Consider the following 18,419-nt stretch of genomic DNA (forward strand, 5'->3'; position numbering starts at 1 on the left):
CTGGGTGCTGAGCTGCACGATCCTCACGCGCGACGCGATCGGGCGGCTGGGGTCGATCCACGACCGCATGCCCCTGTTCATGGACCCCGATTTCGCCGACGCCTGGCTCGACCCCACGACCGAGAACGTCGGCGACGTGCTCGACGCCGCGATCGACGCGGCGCCCGACGTGGCCGAGACCCTCGACGATCATGTGGTGTCGCCGGCGGTGGGCAACGTCCGCAACGACTCCCCCGCGCTGATCGAGCAGGTCGAATGAGCCTCACGATCGACGCGGTCGCCCTCGACCGGGCGGAGTGGATGCCGTTGGCCCACGCCCACGCCGAGCGCGCCGACGCCCTGACCGCCGCGCACCGCGCCCGCGCGAGCCGCGCCGAGAAGCATCCGGTCGAGGACTTCCTCTTCACCTACTACTCGTACAAGCCGGCGATCCTGCGGCGGTGGCACCCGGGAGCGGGGGTCATCCTCCGCGACGCCCCGGAGCGCGCCGCCTGGCGCTGGTACCGGGCCGCGGGCGACGGGGTGACGGTGGATGCCACGGCCTTCCGCTCCGAGAAGGGGTCGATGTTCCGCGGCACCCTGAATCTGCTGCGGGCCACGGCCGCGCGTTCGGCGTCGTTCGGGTGCTTCGGGCTGCACGAATGGGCGATGGCCTACCGCGCCGACGAGGTGCGCCACGCGGTGCCGCTGCGACTGGGACGCGCGGGCACCGACGCGGTCGTCGACGCGCACCAGCTGACGTGCACGCACTTCGACGCGTTCCGATTCTTCACGCCCGAAGCGGTCCCCCTCAATCGCACGCCGCTCAGCCGTGACGACCAGGTCAGACGCGAGCAGCCGGGGTGCCTCCACGCCGGCATGGACGTCTACAAGTGGGCCGTAAAGCTCGGTCCCCTGGTACCTGGTCCGGTGCTGCTGGACGCGTTCGAACTCGCGCGCGACATCCGCACCCTCGACATGGAGGCCTCGCCCTACGACCTCTCGGCCTGGGGCTACCGTGCGGTCGCCATCGAGACGCCCGAAGGAAAGGCGCGGTACGTCGCTCGTCAGCGTGCCCTGAGCGCCCGCGGTCAAGAGCTGCGGCGGCGCCTGATCGACGCCGTTGCCGCGCCCGACGACACGCCCGGCGGCGCCGATTTTTCTCCTTCGCGAACTCTGTTGTAAGCTCATGGAGTTGCCTCGAACGGGGCGGAAAACAAAAGAACGGGCCTGTGGCGCAGCTGGTAGCGCACCTGCATGGCATGCAGGGGGTCAGGGGTTCGAGTCCCCTCAGGTCCACCCAGAGAGAAGGCCCCCGCTTCGGCGGGGGCTTTCGTCGTTCCCGGGTGGTGCGGCTATCCCGGGGCTGGGCTTAGAGGCAAGAACGTGTGGATGGCTCGGGCGTGTCATGCGCGTCCTGCCCATCCGGTTCTCATCCAGAGGCCTTCCTGTTTCGGCGGTGCGTGCAGAACGAGGCGCGGCGGAGTGCGGAATGGGTGTGTCCGCAGTGCTCGTTGTTGCAAAGGGTTCGGTCTTGGTGAGGTGCCCGTGGCTCTGCCACCGCGCTTGCACCGTGAGCCGCGGGGCGGGAGCGTCGACGCGGACCATGCAGGAGCCGGATCTCCCGCAGTCGCACGGCTGTCACGAGAACCCACCCCCACGTTCTCGGCTATGACCCTATCCGCCCGGGAGGGCCTAGAACACGGCCGGGACGCTTCGCGCGGGGACGGGCACCTGCCATCCGAGACGGCCTCGCAGGCGACAGACGCTCGCTCCTCTCCCCGTACGGCGGATGGGTGGTGCCCACCTCAGTTGACGCAGGGCACCGACCCCGCGCGCATCGGTTGTTCCGAGTCGGTGTACACCGACGAGGTCGGGGCGGGCGCGGCGGAGGAAGCCCCCGACGCGGGTGCGTCGGTCGGTGACGTCGGCGGGGCGGAAGGATCCGCGGGCGCCGGGTGAAGCAGGGTGCTCACCTGGGCGGCGATGGCCTTCTGGTCGACGATGTTGACGCTCTCCCCGTCGATCGTGCCGAAACGCTCGACGGGCAGGGTCTGAAATGTCACATCCCCTCCGGCGAGCCGCTGTGCGGTCGAGGCGAGGCTGAGAAGGTCGAAGCCCTTGTCGACGGCGACGTACTGCTTCGCCGTGTCGAGCAGCTCCTGCATGCGATCGAAGTCGGTGAAGGTCTGGGCGTCGCGCAGCTTTATCGCGAGCGACACCAGGAACGCCTGCTGACGGCGCGTGCGATCCAGATCGGTCAGCGAGACGTCGCGGTATCGGGTATCGCGCCGCTGGCGTACGAACGCCATCGCCTGGGAGGCATCGATCTCCTGTGGCCCTGCCGCGAAGTCTGCGCCCGAGAACGTGTCGGCGGTCGCGTGGTTGAGGCACACCGAGATCGGCTGCACCGCCTGGGCGACCCGATAGAAGGCCGCCATGGTCACCTCGACGAAATGGTCGATCGGTACGCCCCCGAGGAACTGCGACACCGTGCGCATCTCTTCGGTGCGCGCGGCGTCTCGGGCCTGCTGGTAGGCGTCCTCGTCGGAGACGCCGTGCGCGCGCAATCGGTCGTCGGTGGCGGCGAACGCGCGGCCGTACGCCTCTTTAATCTTCCCCCGGGTCACTCCCCCGGGTTCTCCTGCGTAGTCGACGTCGTCGTCGCGTGGTATCGAAATGGCGACCGCCTGTCCGCCACCGGCCGGGATGTGCACGTACATCAGTACGTTCGTGTTGTATCCGCCGACGGAGGCGTCTTCGGCGTGGATCGCGTCGTAGATCTCCTGCGGATAGGGCTTTCCGTCTTCGTCGACCCGGCTGTCGAGCCCCATGATGAGGATGTTCTGCTCGCCCTCGTCCTGGACGACTCCGGGGGCGGCGGTCGGCAGGTCGGCATCGGAGTGGCGGATGCCGTCGGCAGCGCCTACGAGGCGGGAGACGACCACGCCGGCGATGATCACGAGCACGATGACGGTCGCAGCGGAGAGGCTGAGCACGAGACGGCGTCGGTTGCGTCGGACGCGAGCGGAGGGTGACACGTCCTCAGGATGCGCTCCGCCGTCTATGAGTTGTCCGGAAACGACGAACGCCCCCTGCATCAGCAGGGGGCGTCGGACGGGTTCTTACTCGGCCGCGTTGGCCGGCGTGGGCAGCTCGATCGGAACGACCGGGCAGTCCTTCCACAGGCGTTCGAGGCCGTAGTAGACGCGCTCTTCCTCGTGGAAGACGTGCACGACGAGGTCGCCGAAGTCCAGGAGCACCCAACGCGACTCCTGGCGGCCTTCGCGGCGCAGCCGCTTGTGTCCCGCTTCGAGGAGCTTCTCTTCGATCTCGTCGGCGATCGCCGCGACATTGCGCTCGTTGCGGCCCGTCACGAGCAGGAAGATGTCGACGAGCGGAAGGGGCTCGGAGACGTCGAGCGCGACGATGTCGTCGCCGCCCTTGGCGTCGGCGGCGATCGCGGCGATCTGCGCCATATCGCGGCCGTTATCGGTGGCTGTCATCGGAAGACTCCTGTCGTGAAGGCGAGCACGAGGGTGACGGCCACCGCCAGCGCGAGCGCGCCGGTCGTGATGATGAGGCCGACGAGGAGCTTGCTCCCCTTCTCGGGCGCCGGCGGGCGAATGATCTCGCCCGGTTGCTTGACGGTGCTGATCGCGGCGCTGGCGGCGATCGGCGTGGGCGACGAGGCGGGCGGGAGCTCGCCGTCGAGGAGCACCGCGTCGGCATCGCGGCCGTCGGTGGTGCCGGGTGCGTGACCGACCGATCCGAGGCCCTCGGGGAGCTCGAACGTACCGGTGATCATGATCTCTCCCGTCGCGGTGACCGGGCCGACCAGCGGAACGCCGGTGGGGGTCTGCGACAGGATGAGGGCGTTGGGGGTCGACACGGCGCCGGTGGATCCGGTCTGACGGGCCAGCAGCTGGTCGAACGAATCGGGAAGCGAGACCCCGGGGGCGCTGCCCTCCAGCAGCTCCGAGCCGAGAGCCGGGTTGACCACCGAGGGTGCGGGGGTCTCGGCCCGATCGCTCACCGCGTTCTCGGCCGTCTCGGACACCGCGGGGCGGAAGATCGGAGGCAGGGGCTGCTCGGCGACGGCCTGGTCGTCGACGGGCGCGGCCGGGGTCGCGGAGCGCCCCGAGGACGGCTCGAGGTCGGGGCTGATGATGGGCACGGCGGCGGTGCGGATCTTCTCCTGGGCGCGCACCTGGCGTCGCGTGAGTCCCGAGACGCCGAAGTCCGCGCTGGCGTCGTAGTCGTCGAACACCGAGGGGCGCAGGGCCGGCTCGGCCACAGCGGGAGCGGGACTCTGCGGCAGCGGCTGCTCGTCGGCGACGGCCTTGTCGGTCGTGGAGTCGTCCTCAGGCGCTTTGGCCGCGTCGTCGGCCGAAGGAACGGCATCCACGGGTTCGTCACGGACCGCAGGTTCAGTGGTCTCGACGGTCGGCGCGGCGGTCTCGACAGCGGGCTCCGCATCTCGCACCGCGGGTTCGGCCGGGGCCGCCGGTACCTCGTCCGCCTCGGCACGAGCCGCGGCATCCCGAGCCTCGGCCTCGTGCTCCGGCGTGATGATCGGCGTCGCACCGGTCTGGCGCAGCTCGCGGAGCTGACGCCGGGTCAGCGGAGGGTTCTCGGGGTTCTCGGAAGTGCTCATGCCTGACTCCGGTAGAGGTGGTGCTTCGCGATGTACTGCACGACGCCGTCGGGGACGAGGTACCACACGGGGTGTCCTCGGCGCACACGGGCGCGACAGTCTGTGGACGAGATCGACAGGGCCGGGATCTCCAGCTGGCTCACGTTCTTCGAGGGCAGCCCCTCGGTCGTCAGGACGTGTCCGGGGCGGGACACGGCGACGAAGTGCGCGAGGTCCCAGAGCTCGTCGTGGTCGCGCCACCCGAGGATCTGGGCCACCGCGTCGGCCCCGGTGATGAAGAACAGCTCGGCCCCCGGCCGCTGTTCCTGCAGATCCCGCAGGGTGTCGATCGTGTAGGTGGGGCCGGCCCGGTCGATGTCGACCCGGCTGACGGTGAACTGCGGATTGGATGCCGTGGCGATCACCGTCATCAGGTAACGGTGCTCGCTCTCGGTGACGTCCTCTTTCTGCCACGGACGCCCGGTCGGGACGAACACGACCTCATCGAGGTCGAAGGACTGCGCCACCTCGGACGCCGCGACCAGGTGACCGTGATGGATGGGATCGAACGTCCCACCCATGACCCCGATACGAGGGGTGCGCGTCACCGACATACGGTGGGCCTCAGTGGCCGTGCGCCTCGGGGGTGGGCGTCCCGTGCTTCTGGGTGTACGCCTCGGCCTTGTGCGCGTGGCGGTTGGCCACGTTGCGGTACGACAGGGTCACCAGGCTCAGGGCGATGAAGACCACGAAGGCGATGACGCCGAAGACGAACGTCTCGGCCTGCACGTTGCCGCCGTGGTGTCCGCCTTCTTCGGCGGCGTGGGCGAGAAGTGAGGCGAAAGTCATCAGTGCTCCGTTCGAGTGGGATGCGCAAAGCGCGTTGCCATTTTAGGCGGTCAGGCGCGTACCTGGCCGTCGCCGCGCCCGAGCCACTTGGTGCTCGTGAGCTCGGCGAGGCCCATGGGTCCGCGGGCGTGCAGTTTCTGGGTCGAGATGCCGACTTCGGCGCCGAAGCCGAACTCGCCCCCGTCTGTGAAGCGCGTCGAGGCGTTGACCAGCACGACGGCCGAATCGACCTCGGCCAGGAAGCGCTCGGCGGCGGCCTGGTCGGCCGTGACGATCGCCTCGGTGTGATGCGTGGAGTAGCGGCGGATGTGCGCGAGCGCCTCGTCGAGGTCGTCGACCACCCGTACCGCGAGGTCGAGCGTGCCGTACTCGCGCGCCCAGTCCTCGTCGGTGGCCGCCACGACGCGGTCGTCGTGAGCCCGGGTGGCCTCATCGCCGTGGACCGTGACGCCCCGTTCGGACAGGGATGCCACGAGCTCCGGCAGCAGGCGGTCGGCGGCCGCGCGGTGCACGAGCACGGTCTCGACGGCATTGCAGACGCTCGGACGCTGCACCTTGGCGTTCACGACGATGTCGCGCGCCCAGTCGTCGCGGGCCGAGGCGTCGAGGTAGACGTGAACGACGCCCGCGCCGGTCTCGATGACCGGGACCGTGGATTCGGTGACGACGGTCTCGATCAGCCCGGCGCTGCCGCGCGGAACGAGCACGTCGACCAGGCCGCGCGCGTTCATCAGCGCGCGTGCGCCGTCGCGACCGAAGTCGTCGACGGTCTGGATCACCTCGGGGCTGAGGCCCAGGGTCTGCAGCGCGTCGCGCATGACAGCGACCAGCACCGCATTGGTGCTCTGGGCCGCGGTTCCTCCGCGCAGCACGACGGCGTTGCCCGAGCGCAGGGCCAGAGAGGCGATGTCGACGGTGACGTTGGGGCGTGCTTCGTAGATCGAACCGACGACGCCGAACGGCACCGCGACCTTCTGCAGGCGCAGGCCGTTGGGAAGCGTCCGCTCGTCCAGCACGCGCCCGACCGGGTCCGGCAGCTGTGCGACGTCGCGGACGGCCCCGGCCAACGACGCCACGCGCGGCGCGTCGAGGCGCAGCCGGTCCAGCAGGGCCTCGCCGATGGCATCCGTCCGCCCCCGCTCGAGATCGTCGGCGTTGGCGGCGACGATCTCGTCGGTGCGCGCCACGAGGGCGTCGGCGATCGCCTCGAGCGCCTCGGCCTTCCGCGAGGCATCGAGCAGGGCGATCTCTCGCGCCGCGTCCTTGGCCAGACGCAGGCGCTCGTCGACGGAGGCGGCGATCACGGTCATGCGCTCAGTGTACCGGCGCGCCCACAGCGCCCACGGGGCCGGTGGCCAGGGTCACGGGGTCGGGATTGGGGGCGAACCACGTGCCCACGGCGGCGCCTTCGAGGGCGGATGCCACGAGGTCGGCGCTCGTGACGAGCACGCCCACGCCGGCGGTCGAGGCCAGCTTGGCGGCCGAGGCCTTCGTCGCCGCTCCCCCGGTGCCCACGCCATTGACCACGCCGGCACCGAACTCGAAGTCGGCGAGGTCGTCTCCCCACGCCACGTCGTGGATGGGACGTGCGCCGGGCTCGCTCGGCGGACGGGTGAAGAGCGTCTCGATGTCGCTCAGCAGCACCAGGGCGTCCGCGCCGATCAGCTGGGCGACCAGAGCCGCCAGGCGGTCGTTGTCGCCGAAGCGGATCTCGTGCGTCGCGACCGTGTCGTTCTCATTGACGATCGGGAGGATGCCGAGACCCAGCAGTCTCTCCATGGCGCGCCGCGCGTTGGAGCGGTGCGTCGCGTTCTCGAGGTCCCCCGCGGTGAGCAGCACCTGCCCCGCGAGCAGACCGAAGCGATCCAGCGAGGTCTGATAGCGCCACATGAGCACGTTCTGACCCACTGCGGCAGCCGCCTGCTGCGTCGCGAGATCGTTCGGACGACCCTCCAAGTCGAGCAGGGGCAGAGCGGTCGCGATCGCACCCGAAGACACCAGCACCACCTCGGTGCCGGTCCCTCGCGCGCGCGACAGCGCCTCGACGATCGTGTCGATGCGGTGCGCGGCGTCACCGCTGATCGACGACGAACCGACCTTCACCACGACGCGGGCGGCGCCGTGGATGTCGGCGCGCGTCGTCGCCGTCATCGGGCCTCGTCCTCGACGTCGTGGGATTCTGATGTGTCCACGGCAGAAGAGTCGCCGTCCGCGCCGATGCCGGCGGCACGGGCGGAGAGGCGCTCGGCCTCGAGCTCGGCACGGGCGTCGGCCTTGGCATCCATCCGCTCGTGGTAACGCTCGCGGCGCTCGTTCGTCGTGCGACGCGTGCTCTGCAGCAGACGGGGGTCGGTACCGCGGGGCGCGGTCATGAGCTCCGCGGCCGACGAGAGCGTGGGCTCCCAGTCGAACACGATGCCGTCGCCGGGGCCGATGACGACGGTCGCACCCGCGACCGCGCCGGCGGCGAACAGGCCGTCCTCGACGCCGAGGCGCGCCAGGCGATCCGCGAGGTAGCCCACAGCTTCTTCGTTCTGGAAGTCGGTCTGCTGCACCCACTTGACGGGCTTGTCGCCCAGGATGCGGTAGACGGGACCGTAGGTGCCGCCCTCGACCTTGATCGTGAAGTCCTTCTCGGACCCGCGGGGGCGGATGACGACGCGCTCGGCAGGAGCCTCGTCGATCGTGGCGAGGCGGTGCTGCTCGACGATCTCGCCTAGGGCGAAGGTGAGTTCGCGCAGGCCCGCGCGGCTGACGGTGGAGATCTCGAAGACGCGGAAGCCACGGGCCTCGAGGTCGGGACGCACGAAGTCGGCGAGCTCGTGCGCCTCGGGAACGTCGACCTTGTTCAGGGCGACGATCTGCGGACGCTCGAGCAGAGGCACCTGTCCGTCGGGGACGGGGTAGGCGGCCAGTTCGGCGAGGATGACGTCGAGGTCGCTCAGGGGGTCGCGGCCCGGGTCGAGCGTCGCGCAGTCGAGCACGTGCACGAGCGCCGTGCAGCGCTCGACGTGGCGCAGGAACTCCAGTCCCAGGCCCTTGCCCTCGCTGGCGCCCTCGATCAGCCCGGGGACGTCGGCGATCGTGTAGCGGGCGTCTCCGGCCTGCACGACGCCGAGGTTGGGGTGCAGCGTGGTGAACGGGTAGTCGGCGATCTTCGGCCGTGCCGCGGAGACGGCCGCGATGAGACTCGACTTGCCGGCCGACGGGAAGCCCACCAGGGCGACGTCGGCGACGGTCTTGAGCTCGAGGACGACGTCGCCCTCCCAGCCCGGGGTGCCCAGCAGCGCGAAGCCCGGGGCCTTGCGCTTGGGCGAGGCCAGCGCCGCGTTGCCGAGCCCGCCCAGGCCGCCCGGGGCCGCGACGAAGCGCATGCCGGGGGTGAGCATGTCGACGAGCACGTTGCCGTCGGAATCCTTCACGACCGTGCCGAGGGGAACCGGGAGCTCCTGGTCCTCGCCGAGAGCACCCGAGCGGTTGTCGCCCATGCCGAACCCGCCGTTTCCCGCCGAGCGGTGCGGCGAGTGGTGGTACGACAGCAACGTCGTGACCTGGGGGTCGGCGACGAGCACGACGTCTCCGCCGCTTCCTCCGTTGCCGCCGTCGGGACCGGCCAGCGGCTTGAACTTCTCACGGCGCACCGAGACGCAGCCGTTGCCGCCCTTGCCCGCACGCAGGTGCAGGGTCACGCGGTCGACGAAGGTGACCATGACGGGTCCTTCCGGGGTGGGCGGCGAGCGGAGTCGACGCGGCGGGAGACGGGGATGCCGTCGATGCAGGCGAGTCCGGGACGGCCCTGCACGGGAAAAGAAAGAGGGGGCAGGCAGTGCCCACCCCCTCGAGAGCGCCGGAGCGCTGTGGATTACTCCGCTGCGGCGACGATGTTGACGACCTTGCGGCCGCCCTTGTTGCCGAACTCGACCGCACCGGCGGCCAGAGCGAACAGCGTGTCGTCGCCACCACGGCCGACGTTGGCGCCGGGGTGGAAGTGGGTGCCGCGCTGGCGGACGATGATCTCGCCGGCGAGGACGGCCTGGCCACCGAAGCGCTTCACGCCGAGGCGCTGCGCGTTGGAGTCACGACCGTTGCGGGTGGAGCTTGCGCCCTTTTTGTGTGCCATCTCTGCGTCTCCTGGCTCTTACTTGATGCCGGTGATCTTGACGCGCGTGAGGTCCTGACGGTGGCCCTGGCGCTTCTTGTAGCCGGTCTTGTTCTTGAACTTCTGGATCACGATCTTCGGACCGCGCTCCTCGCCGAGAACCTCGGCCGTGACCGAGACCTTCGCGAGCTTGTCGGCGTCGGTCGTGACCGCGTCGCCGTCGACGAACAGCACGGCGGGCAGCTGGATGCTCTCGCCGACCTTCGCCTTCTGGCGGTCGAGCACGACGACCGTGCCGACCTGGACCTTCTCCTGGCGGCCGCCGGCGCGCACAACTGCGTAAACCACTTCACACCTGTTTTCGTTCGGGAGCGCACGGCTCCGGTTGTCTGATGACGTCGGGAGGGTCTGACGACCCAAGTCTCGGTGCGATCCAGCGGACGCGAGCCCGCGGGGTCACGCTCGGATGGGAGCGGACGCGACGCACCAAGGGTCAAGTTTAGCTCACGGGGAGACATCCGGCAAAAGCATCGGCCCCGCGTGTCGACCGTACGATCGGTTCATGGCCATTCTCATCGACGATCCGCAGTGGCCCGCGCACGGTCGCCTGTGGGCGCACCTCGTCAGCGACAGCGACCTCGCGGAGCTCCACGCGTTCGCCGAGGCCGCCGGCATCCCCCGTCGCGCCTTCGACCTGGACCACTATGACGTTCCCGACGAGCGGCACGCCGACCTCGTCGCCGCCGGCGCCCTGCACGTCGGCGGCAAGGAGCTCGTGCGGCGCCTGCGCGCATCGGGGCTGCGCATCACCGCACGCGAGCGGCGTCCCGGTCGCGACCACTCGTCGGAGCCCGGACGCGGCTGAGGGGCCGCCCGCCGTCGACCCGCGCGATGCGCGGCGACGGGGACGACCCCTCGAACGGCAGAACGGACTCAGGACTCCGTCGCCGGGGGCTGGGCGTTGACCGGGGTGCCGGTGAGCGCAGCGGTCGTCACCCGACGACGCGAGCGTCCCTGACCGGGGGCCTTGGGCTCGGGCAGCGCCTCGAGCACCGATTCGAGCAGGGCGTCCTTCTCGGTGCGGGGAGCCTTGGGCTCGCGCTTCTTGCGGGGGCGCTTCTCGCGGGCCGGGGCGGGGGCCTCGTTCGCGTCGGACTTCGCCTCGAGCACGGCCTCCACCGAGGCGACGACCGCGGCCTCGACGACGGCGGGGTCGTCGAGGGTCGGCTTGACGGTGGATGCCGCGATCTGCGCCAGCGCCGACTTGACGCCCTCGGTGATCACGTGGGTGCCGCCGGCCTGCGCCGCCGCTCCCCCGTTGCCGCCCGAGGCGGCCGACGACCCGCCGTTGCTGTTCGCACCGCCGTTGCCGTTGCCGTTCGATCCGCCGTTTCCACCGCGGCCGCGACGGTTGGACGAACCGTTGCCGTTCGATCCGCCGTTGCCGTTCGACGCGCCCGCCGTGCGGTGACGCGCGACCGGGTCGTGGTGCACGATCACGCCGCGCCCGGCGCAGACCTCGCACGCCTCGCTGAAGGTCTCGAGCAGACCCAGGCCGAGCTTCTTGCGCGTCATCTGCACGAGACCGAGAGAGGTGACCTCGGCGACCTGGTGCTTCGTCCGGTCGCGGCTCAGGCACTCGATCAGGCGTCGCAGCACGAGGTCGCGGTTGGACTCGAGCACCATGTCGATGAAGTCGACGACGATGATGCCGCCGATATCGCGCAAGCGCAGCTGACGGACGATCTCTTCGGCGGCCTCGAGGTTGTTCTTGGTGACCGTCTCTTCGAGGTTGCCGCCCGAGCCGACGAACTTGCCGGTGTTGACGTCGACGACGGTCATGGCCTCGGTGCGGTCGATGACCAGAGAGCCACCGGAGGGCAGCCATACCTTGCGGTCCAGGGCCTTCTCGATCTGCTCCGTGACGCGGAAGGCGTCGAAGGGATCCTGCTCGCCCTCGTACTTCTCGACGCGCTCGAGCAGGTCGGGCGCGACGCCCTTGAGGTAGCTCGAGATGGTCTGCAGCGCCTCGTCGCCCTGGATGAGCATGCGCGTGAAGTCCTCGTTGAAGACGTCGCGGACGATCTTGACCAGCAGGTCGGGCTCGGAGTGCAGCAGGGCCGGGGCCTGGATGGTCTTGACCTGGCTCGACACGTGCTCCCACTGCGAGGTGAGGCGCTGGACGTCGAGGGTCAGCTGCTCCTCGGTCGCGCCCTCGGCCGCCGTGCGCACGATGACGCCGGAGGACTCGGGAAGGACCTCTTTGAGGATCTTCTTCAGGCGCGCGCGCTCGGTGTCGGGGAGCTTGCGCGAGATGCCGTTCATCGTGCCGTTCGGCACGTAGACGAGGTAGCGGCCGGGCAGCGAGATCTGGCTGGTCAGACGCGCACCCTTGTGGCCCACCGGGTCCTTGGTGACCTGCACCAGCACGCGATCGCCCGACTTGAGCGCCAGCTCGATCCGGCGGGGCTGATTGTTGGTCTCGACGCCGTCCCAATCGACCTCGCCCGAGTACAGCACGGCGTTGCGCCCCCGGCCGATGTCGACGAAGGCGGCCTCCATGCTGGGCAGGACGTTCTGCACACGACCGAGGTAGACGTTGCCGATCAGCGAGGCGTCCTGGTTGCGGGCGACGTAGTGCTCGACGAGCACGTTGTCCTCGAGCACCGCGATCTGGATGCGACCGCTCTTCGAGCGCACGACCATCACGCGGTCGACGGCTTCGCGGCGCGCGAGGAACTCGGCCTCGGTCACGACGGGGCGACGACGACCGGCCTCGCGACCGTCGCGTCGACGCTGCTTCTTGGCCTCGAGACGGGTCGAGCCCTTGATGCGCTGAGGCTCGGTGATGACCTCGACGGCGCGCTGGCGCACGGGTGCCGCAGGGGCCTCCGCGGACTCGTCCGCGGGAGCGCCGGACCCTCCGCGACGGCGGTTGCGACGACGGGCGTTGGCCGAGCCGCGCTCCGCGGGGCCCTCGTCGTCGCGGTCGTCGCGATCCCACGACTCGTCGCGCGCCGGCAGCGGCGGCAGCTCGGGTGCATAGAAGTGCAGCGCCGTCGACACGGCGGACACGAAGTTCTCGGGAAGCAGACCGAGCGAGACGGCGGTCGGGCGCTCGGGCTTCGTGGGCTCCTCGACGCGCGAGGCCTGCGGCGCGACGTCCGATTGTTCGGTGGATGCCGAACCCTCGGCGCCGTCAGCGGGCTCGGTGTCCGACGCGGCGTCCTCGGCGTCGACGGGGCCGTCCTGCGCGGTGGCGGTGGACCCCGAGGCCTCGTCGTCCGCCGACATCCCTCCGGGCGCGGCGGCGGTGTCCCCCGCGTCGGTGGAGGCCTCGTTCACCTCTCCGTCGGGAGCCGGGATGTCCTCGACATCGAGCACCGCGGGGGTCTCGGTGTCGACCACGGCCGCGTCGGCGGCATCCTGAACCGCTTCTTCTTCCTCATCGACCGCGGGCGCGGTCTCGGCCGCGGGGGCCGCGGTCGTCGGGGAGGCGGGAACCTCGGTGATCGGATTCTGATCGTCGGTCTGTTCGGCCATGTGCAGGTACTCCCTGGCGGGCGACACCGCGCGTCGCCCGACGAAATCTCATGCGGCGCCGCACCCGGCGGGGCCGCGAACTCACTCGGTCTGCAGCCGGCCTGCGGCTCGGGCTGCGAAGGGCGGTCATCGCCCGAAGTCTTCTGGGTGACGTTCCTGCGGCGCGGCCGCGGTCACATCAGCCTTCATTATCGCACGAACCGTCGCGAACGCCCACGGCGGCGCTCGCGCATCGCCCATCCGCAGGCGTTGCGGTGCGTGCGGAGGGCGTCGATAGGCTCGAGCCCACGACGAAGGGAGCACCATGACCTTGTCCGATGACGCACTGAGCGCGCTCGAAGACGCACGGGCTCGCGTCCACGCGCAGGTCGCGCAGGCCAGGGAGCGGGCCGAGGACGCCGGGCGGATGGCCGGCGACGTGAGAACGGCGACGGCGACGGCCGTCTCCCCGGGGCGGGAAGTCCGCGTGACTGCTGCCGCAGGGGGACGCGTCGATCGCGTCGAGATCGCCGAGGTCGCGCTGTCTCGGGACGCCCGGAATTTGTCGCGTCTCGTCACCGAGACGGTCCGTGCTGCACAGCGCGACGCCGCCGACGCCGCGCTGCGGCGGATGACGCAGAGCCTCGGCGAAACGTCGCCTCTCGTCGCCGCCGCTCGGCAGCGTCTCGACGACGAGTACGCCCATTCCACGCACGGAACGCGAAGCGAATGATCGAACATCTGGAGGTCACGCCCTACCGGCTGTCGACGGCAGCGGCCGCCATCAAGGCGGCGGGCGGAGAGATCGACGATCTCGTCGGCACGCTCATGCGTGAATCCGCCACGCTCAGCTCGCAGTGGAGCGGGGACGCCCAGCAGGCGTTCGCGCGGGCTCAGGCGCAGCTCGGCGAGCGTCTGGTGAGCCGCACCGCACTTCTCGTGCGCCTGAGCGACGCCTTGGACGAGCTGGCCACCGCCTACGGCGAGGCCGACCTCGCTGGAGCGCGAGGGTTGGGGGCGACGGCATGATGCGGCGTGCGCGTCTCGCCGGTGCGATCGGCATCGCCGTCGCCATGAGCGCGGTCTCGGGATGCAGCCAGTTGCCGTTCCACGACGATTCGTACAAGACGGAGATCCCGGCCGCGCTGGAGGCGGCCGATCTGGGGATCACAGATGCGTGGGCGGACGTCAGACTGAGCGGGTTCACCGAGACGTTGTCGATCGGGGGCACGCTCGCTGCGATCCGGCAACCGGGCGGTGAGGTGTCTCCGGACGTCGTGGAGCAGATCCTGGGCGTGGCTCTGGACAATCGGTCCCTCCCGATGTCGTACGTCGATATCAATCTCAGAGATGCGGACGACGATCTTCTCGACGTCGAGCCGGCTTTGGAGACCCTGGGCGCGTCTTCCCGGGGAGACGGAAGCATCACGATGGACGAGGCGAGGAAGATCGCGGAGGGGTCCGGACGGTGACCGCAGCGAACCAGCACATCGAGATCGACGGTGAGATCCTCCAGCAGCAGGTCGCCCGGGCGCGAGAGGTGTCCGCGGCCTTCGCCGGAGCCGGTGACGGCATCCAGGCGGATCTCCCGGACGATGCGTTCGGACTTCTGAGTCGCGGTCTCGTCGTTCCCCTGGCCAACGCTCTCGCAGGACGTGCGCGCGATCTCTCGTCATCGGCTCAGGATCTCGCCGAACGTGTCGCGGATGGAGTCCAACAGGCCGCGTCCGGTTTCGCCCTCATCGAGCAGAACGCGGTCGACGCGTTCGCCCGGGACGACTCATGACCACGGCGTCCGTCATCAGCGCCGAGCTCGCCGGCGGAGGCTGGGCAGGAGCGCTGCCCACGAACGGGCCCGGCGGCGACCGCTGCGGGCAGCTCCCGGGGTTCGTCGGCGTCGTCGTGCCGTTCGTCCAGCCCTTGCGCGAGTGGTTCGACGAGCTCGTCGGAAACCCCGTCGCGACGGCGTCTGTCGCCGCGACCTGGGAAGAAGCCTCGCGAACGCTGCGGGGTATCCCGGATGCCGTCCAGCAGGCGGGAGCGTCTCTGACCGACCTCGACGGACGCACCATCCGGGCTCTCCGCGAGCGATACGAGGACCTGCAGAAGATCGCGCTCGACGCCTCGGAGTGGACGTCGGCGACCGCGGGAGCGCTCCGGCTCGCCTCGCGGATCGTCGACGCCACCCGGTCGTACGTCTGCGACGCGCTCGTGCAGCTCGCGCACTTCGCCGACGAGCTCTTCACATTCGATCTCAATCCGCTCGAGATCGCGGAGCGGGTGGAGGATTTCGCGCGCGCCGCATTCGACCTCGTCGAAGCGACCGGCCGACTCGTCACCGACGTACTCGAGGCCCTGCACGCGCTCGGCGCCCTGTTGCACCGCCTCCTCCCCGTCGTCGCCGAGGGGATCGACGACATCCGTGAGATCGTCGCCGGCATGCTGCCCGCGGCGACCGCCCTCTCCGGTGCGCCCTTCGGGCCGCTGGGAGTCGGGGTGGGCCTCGTGCTCGGCGGAGCCGCTCAGAACTTCGTCCAGAACTCCACCGATGTGGAGGAGCTGGATCCGGATCGACTCCACGGCGACAGGCGAGTGGCGTGGGATGAGTCTCAGGCGGTCACTCGTCTGTCGTCGCTCTCCGACCTCGTCGCGGTGAACGGCACCACTGACGCCATGGGCGTCGGCGATGCGACAGTGATCGACGTGAAGAAGATCCGTGGCGCGGACGGTGTCGAGCGCTGGGTCGTCTCGTTGCCGTCCACCCAGGATTGGCAGTGGGGTTCCGACACCGGCGCACTCAACGACCGCGATTCCAACGTCGCTCTCATGGCGGACAACCCGATTCTCCGCACCGCATATGAACGGGCGGTCCTCCAAGCCATGAGTGATGCCGGCATCCCCCCGGGAGGCGACGTCGTCCTGACCGGCTTCAGCCAGGGTGGGATCATGGCGGCGAACCTCGCGGCTGACCGCACATTCCCGTACAACACGGTCGGTGTCGTGACGAACGGCTCCCCCATCGACTCGTTCGATATCCCCCCGCATGTTCCGGTGTACGCGTTCCAGCACGTCACCGATATCGTGCCGACGCTCGATGGCAACGTGTTCGACGAGACGCCGCCCAACGTCAATCGCATTCTGATGCCGGGACCTCTCAGCCCCCTCGCCGCACACGACAACCAGGCGTACGCCGACTCGGTCGCTGAATGGGAGAAGCAGTATGCCCAGTCGCACGGCGGTCCACCTCCGGGCCTCGACGTGCTCACCGGCGAAGTGGTGGACCACAGCGTCTTCACGACGCACGAGTGAGGACCTCTCAGCGCCGCGTGCACGAGCGGCGACCGGCTGTGCCGCCGACGTCGCCTCCCGCGCTCAAAGCATTCGCATAGGGCTGCGGTGCAAGAATCTCGCTCATGAGCGAAACCGTCACGCCCCGCCGCCCGGTCGTCGTCGCGATCTGGCTGATCTTCGCGGGAGTCGTCGGGTGGATCGCCGCGTTCTCGCTGACCATGGAGCGCTTTCACCAGTTGCAGAACCCCGGGGCCGCGGCATCCTGTGACTTCAGCGTGCTGGTGCAGTGCTCGACGAACCTGCAGTCGGCGCAGGGCAGCGTGTTCGGCTTCCCGAACCCGATCATCGGCCTGGGAGCATGGATCGCGCCCATCGTCGTCGGAATGGCGCTGCTGGCCGGAGCGCGGTTCGCGAAGTGGTTCTGGGCGCTGTTCTGGCTCGGCTTCGCGGGAGCGCTGACCTTCGTGATCTGGTTGATCGCGCAGAGCATCTTCGTCCTGGCCACCCTGTGCCCGTGGTGCATGGTGACGTGGTCGGTCGTCATCCCGTCGTTCTTCGTGGTGACCCTGCATGTGCTGCGCGAGGGCGTCCTCCCTGGAACACGGGTGCGCGAGGTCGCGGACCGACTGATGGTGTGGGTCCCGCTCATGACGCTCGCGGCCTACGTCGTGGTGGCGGTGCTCGCCCAGGCACGACTGGACGTGCTCGCCCAGCTCTGACCCTCGCCCGCGCTCCCGCGTATCCACGGCTGGCTGAGCGTGGCGGTTACGCGCAACGATGCACGAACCCCGCGTCGTGCACACGCGGCTACGCACCGTGCAGACGCGGCCGCACCACCCCGCGTCGTGCATAACCTCCGCGATGTGCACAACCTCACCCCGCGAGCCGCGGATGCCGCCGAGGTCGCGAACGCGGCTGACATGACGAAGGCCGCCGCCCCGACGGGGCAGCGGCCTCACGGCATCCGGCGGACCGGATCACAGCTGACTGATCAGGCGAACCAGATCGCGAGCTCGCGCTCGGCCGACTCGACGCTGTCCGAGCCGTGCACGAGGTTCTGCTGCACCTTGAGGCCCCAGTCGCGGCCGAAGTCGCCGCGGATCGTGCCGGGGGCGGCGGTGGTCGGGTCGGTCGTGCCGGCGAGCGAACGGAAGCCCTCGATGACGCGATTGCCGGCGAGGCGGATCGCGACGGAGGGGCCCGAGAGCATGAACTCCAGCAGCGGCTCGTAGAACGGCTTGCCCTCGTGCTCGGCGTAGTGACGGGCGAGGGTCTCGCGGTCGGGCTCGACGAGGCGGATGTCGACGAGCGCGTAGCCCTTCGCCTCGATGCGGGCGAGGATCGCACCGGTCAGCCCGCGGGCGACGCCGTCGGGCTTGACCAGGACGAGGGTCTCTTCGGTGGCCATGGGTCATTCTCCGTTCGAGAGGTCGGGGTCGGCGGCGAGCCGGGCGTTGCGTCGGTCCAGTGCCGCTCCCTTGATCGTCGCATACGCCCACATGCCACCGAAAATGACGGCGACGACCGCGAGCGCCGGGACGAGCAGCCCACCGAGCAGCAGGACCACCTGCAGCCCCCAGCCGGCGAACAGGGCCCACCGATGACGCAGCAGACCCGACACGGCGACCATGGCGACAGCGAGGACGACACCGCCCACGATCCCCCACCAGGGCTCGATCCCCGCGGGGAGCACTTTGAGGCCGTACACGACGAGCCCGCCGAGGAACACGACGATCGACTCGAAGCCGAGCACGACGGCGCCGAGGGACTCCTGGGCCCCGCGTTGCCGACGCGGGCGGGGAGCGCGCGGCTCGCGCGGGCTCATGCCTGCCACCCGGCCTTCCAGTCCTCGAGTTCCGACAGCCGCAGCGCCTCTCCGGCGAGCACCACCGAACCCGCGACGACGACCGCGCGGCGATCGGACTCGGCAGCCCAGGCGCGGGCCGCGTCGGCGGCGTCTTCGAGGGTCGGGTGCACGGTCACGGGCAGATCGGCCGCCTCGGCGACGTCGGCGATCGCGTCGGGATCGGTCGCGCGGTCGCT

22 protein-coding genes, 1 tRNA gene and 1 pseudogene are annotated in these 18,419 nt (G+C 70.1%); 10 read left to right on the plus strand and 14 right to left on the minus strand.

The window, feature by feature from the left end; translation table 11 throughout:
• From QZ433_RS07635 to QZ433_RS07645, 3 genes are all read left to right on the plus strand, one after another.
• On the plus strand, nucleotides 1–259 hold a 259-nt coding region (locus QZ433_RS07635), incomplete at its 5' end, for an SOS response-associated peptidase family protein (protein ID WP_295781481.1).
• Nucleotides 256–1,164: a 3-methyladenine DNA glycosylase gene (locus QZ433_RS07640; RefSeq protein ID WP_295781484.1), complete on the plus strand. Its 909-nt coding sequence runs from the start codon at nucleotides 256–258 to the stop codon at nucleotides 1,162–1,164. The genes QZ433_RS07635 and QZ433_RS07640, both read left to right, overlap by 4 nt.
• 41 nt (nucleotides 1,165–1,205) lie before the next feature.
• Nucleotides 1,206–1,278, plus strand: a tRNA-Ala gene (locus tag QZ433_RS07645).
• 509 nt (nucleotides 1,279–1,787) lie between these two features.
• Here the strand turns inward: QZ433_RS07645 and QZ433_RS07650 are convergent.
• The 10 genes from QZ433_RS07650 to rplU all read right to left on the minus strand — a co-directional run bounded on the left by QZ433_RS07650 (nucleotide 1,788) and on the right by rplU (nucleotide 9,911).
• A complete protein-coding gene (locus QZ433_RS07650; RefSeq protein WP_295781485.1) occupies nucleotides 1,788–3,020 on the minus strand; it encodes an LCP family protein in 1,233 nt (410 codons plus the stop codon).
• Between the two features lie 84 nt (nucleotides 3,021–3,104).
• Nucleotides 3,105–3,485 carry a ribosome silencing factor gene (gene rsfS, locus QZ433_RS07655; protein ID WP_108319592.1) on the minus strand — a complete coding sequence of 127 codons (381 nt, stop codon included), beginning with the start codon at nucleotides 3,483–3,485 and terminating at the stop codon, nucleotides 3,105–3,107.
• The gene (locus tag QZ433_RS07660) at nucleotides 3,482–4,636 is read right to left on the minus strand and encodes a hypothetical protein (RefSeq protein WP_295781489.1); all 1,155 of its coding nucleotides are present in this window, start codon (nucleotides 4,634–4,636) and stop codon (nucleotides 3,482–3,484) included. Before QZ433_RS07660 ends, rsfS begins: the two co-directional genes overlap by 4 nt.
• On the minus strand, nucleotides 4,633–5,229 hold the full coding sequence (nadD, locus tag QZ433_RS07665) for a nicotinate-nucleotide adenylyltransferase (RefSeq protein ID WP_295781490.1): 597 nt from the start codon (nucleotides 5,227–5,229) through the stop codon (nucleotides 4,633–4,635). The genes QZ433_RS07660 and nadD overlap by 4 nt, the downstream gene beginning before the upstream one ends.
• A gap of 10 nt (nucleotides 5,230–5,239) precedes the next feature.
• Nucleotides 5,240–5,464: a hypothetical protein gene (locus tag QZ433_RS07670; RefSeq protein ID WP_295781492.1), complete on the minus strand. Its 225-nt coding sequence runs from the start codon at nucleotides 5,462–5,464 to the stop codon at nucleotides 5,240–5,242.
• A 50-nt stretch (nucleotides 5,465–5,514) separates the two neighbouring features.
• Nucleotides 5,515–6,774 carry a glutamate-5-semialdehyde dehydrogenase gene (locus QZ433_RS07675; RefSeq protein ID WP_295781496.1) on the minus strand — a complete coding sequence of 420 codons (1,260 nt, stop codon included), beginning with the start codon at nucleotides 6,772–6,774 and terminating at the stop codon, nucleotides 5,515–5,517.
• A gap of 4 nt (nucleotides 6,775–6,778) precedes the next feature.
• The gene (gene proB, locus QZ433_RS07680) at nucleotides 6,779–7,615 is read right to left on the minus strand and encodes a glutamate 5-kinase (protein ID WP_295781497.1); all 837 of its coding nucleotides are present in this window, start codon (nucleotides 7,613–7,615) and stop codon (nucleotides 6,779–6,781) included.
• The gene (gene obgE / locus QZ433_RS07685; RefSeq protein ID WP_295781500.1) at nucleotides 7,612–9,174 is read right to left on the minus strand and encodes a GTPase ObgE; all 1,563 of its coding nucleotides are present in this window, start codon (nucleotides 9,172–9,174) and stop codon (nucleotides 7,612–7,614) included. The genes proB and obgE overlap by 4 nt, the downstream gene beginning before the upstream one ends.
• 152 nt (nucleotides 9,175–9,326) lie before the next feature.
• Entirely contained in the window at nucleotides 9,327–9,584 is a 258-nt protein-coding gene (gene rpmA / locus QZ433_RS07690) for a 50S ribosomal protein L27 (protein ID WP_013586440.1), read from the minus strand.
• Nucleotides 9,585–9,602: 18 nt separating this feature from the next.
• Nucleotides 9,603–9,911 carry a 50S ribosomal protein L21 gene (gene rplU / locus QZ433_RS07695; protein WP_076675829.1) on the minus strand — a complete coding sequence of 103 codons (309 nt, stop codon included), beginning with the start codon at nucleotides 9,909–9,911 and terminating at the stop codon, nucleotides 9,603–9,605.
• 214 nt (nucleotides 9,912–10,125) lie between these two features.
• Between rplU and QZ433_RS07700 the strand changes: the two genes are divergently transcribed.
• Entirely contained in the window at nucleotides 10,126–10,428 is a 303-nt protein-coding gene (locus QZ433_RS07700) for a DUF4031 domain-containing protein (RefSeq protein ID WP_295781509.1), read from the plus strand.
• Between the two features lie 68 nt (nucleotides 10,429–10,496).
• Here QZ433_RS07700 and QZ433_RS07705 read toward each other — a convergent pair whose 3' ends face one another.
• Complete coding sequence (locus tag QZ433_RS07705) at nucleotides 10,497–13,106, minus strand: Rne/Rng family ribonuclease (protein ID WP_295781512.1); 2,610 nt, start codon at nucleotides 13,104–13,106, stop codon at nucleotides 10,497–10,499.
• Between the two features lie 304 nt (nucleotides 13,107–13,410).
• Here QZ433_RS07705 and QZ433_RS07710 point away from each other — a divergent pair, with 304 nt between their 5' ends.
• The 6 genes from QZ433_RS07710 to QZ433_RS07735 all read left to right on the plus strand — a co-directional run bounded on the left by QZ433_RS07710 (nucleotide 13,411) and on the right by QZ433_RS07735 (nucleotide 17,095).
• Nucleotides 13,411–13,818: a YbaB/EbfC family nucleoid-associated protein gene (locus tag QZ433_RS07710; RefSeq protein WP_295781516.1), complete on the plus strand. Its 408-nt coding sequence runs from the start codon at nucleotides 13,411–13,413 to the stop codon at nucleotides 13,816–13,818.
• A complete protein-coding gene (locus QZ433_RS07715; RefSeq protein WP_295781520.1) occupies nucleotides 13,815–14,114 on the plus strand; it encodes a WXG100 family type VII secretion target in 300 nt (99 codons plus the stop codon). The genes QZ433_RS07710 and QZ433_RS07715 overlap by 4 nt, the downstream gene beginning before the upstream one ends.
• The gene (locus QZ433_RS07720) at nucleotides 14,111–14,557 is read left to right on the plus strand and encodes a hypothetical protein (protein WP_295781523.1); all 447 of its coding nucleotides are present in this window, start codon (nucleotides 14,111–14,113) and stop codon (nucleotides 14,555–14,557) included. The genes QZ433_RS07715 and QZ433_RS07720 overlap by 4 nt, the downstream gene beginning before the upstream one ends.
• Nucleotides 14,554–14,871, plus strand: a complete 318-nt coding sequence (locus QZ433_RS07725) for a hypothetical protein (RefSeq protein ID WP_295781524.1) — start codon at nucleotides 14,554–14,556, stop codon at nucleotides 14,869–14,871. Before QZ433_RS07720 ends, QZ433_RS07725 begins: the two co-directional genes overlap by 4 nt.
• Nucleotides 14,868–16,394 carry a hypothetical protein gene (locus tag QZ433_RS07730; RefSeq protein ID WP_295781527.1) on the plus strand — a complete coding sequence of 509 codons (1,527 nt, stop codon included), beginning with the start codon at nucleotides 14,868–14,870 and terminating at the stop codon, nucleotides 16,392–16,394. The genes QZ433_RS07725 and QZ433_RS07730 overlap by 4 nt, the downstream gene beginning before the upstream one ends.
• 104 nt (nucleotides 16,395–16,498) lie before the next feature.
• On the plus strand, nucleotides 16,499–17,095 hold the full coding sequence (locus QZ433_RS07735; protein WP_295781529.1) for a vitamin K epoxide reductase family protein: 597 nt from the start codon (nucleotides 16,499–16,501) through the stop codon (nucleotides 17,093–17,095).
• Between the two features lie 272 nt (nucleotides 17,096–17,367).
• Here QZ433_RS07735 and ndk read toward each other — a convergent pair whose 3' ends face one another.
• The 3 genes and pseudogenes from ndk to QZ433_RS07750 all read right to left on the minus strand — a co-directional run.
• Entirely contained in the window at nucleotides 17,368–17,784 is a 417-nt protein-coding gene (gene ndk / locus QZ433_RS07740) for a nucleoside-diphosphate kinase (protein ID WP_058231506.1), read from the minus strand.
• Between the two features lie 3 nt (nucleotides 17,785–17,787).
• Nucleotides 17,788–18,201, minus strand: a complete 414-nt coding sequence (locus QZ433_RS07745; protein WP_295781534.1) for a DUF4233 domain-containing protein — start codon at nucleotides 18,199–18,201, stop codon at nucleotides 17,788–17,790.
• Nucleotides 18,198–18,419, minus strand: a pseudogene (locus QZ433_RS07750) (dihydrofolate synthase); the annotation flags it as partial. The gene QZ433_RS07745 and the pseudogene QZ433_RS07750, both read right to left, overlap by 4 nt.

The organism is uncultured Microbacterium sp., assembly GCF_913776565.1.
GTDB lineage: Bacteria > Actinomycetota > Actinomycetes > Actinomycetales > Microbacteriaceae > Microbacterium.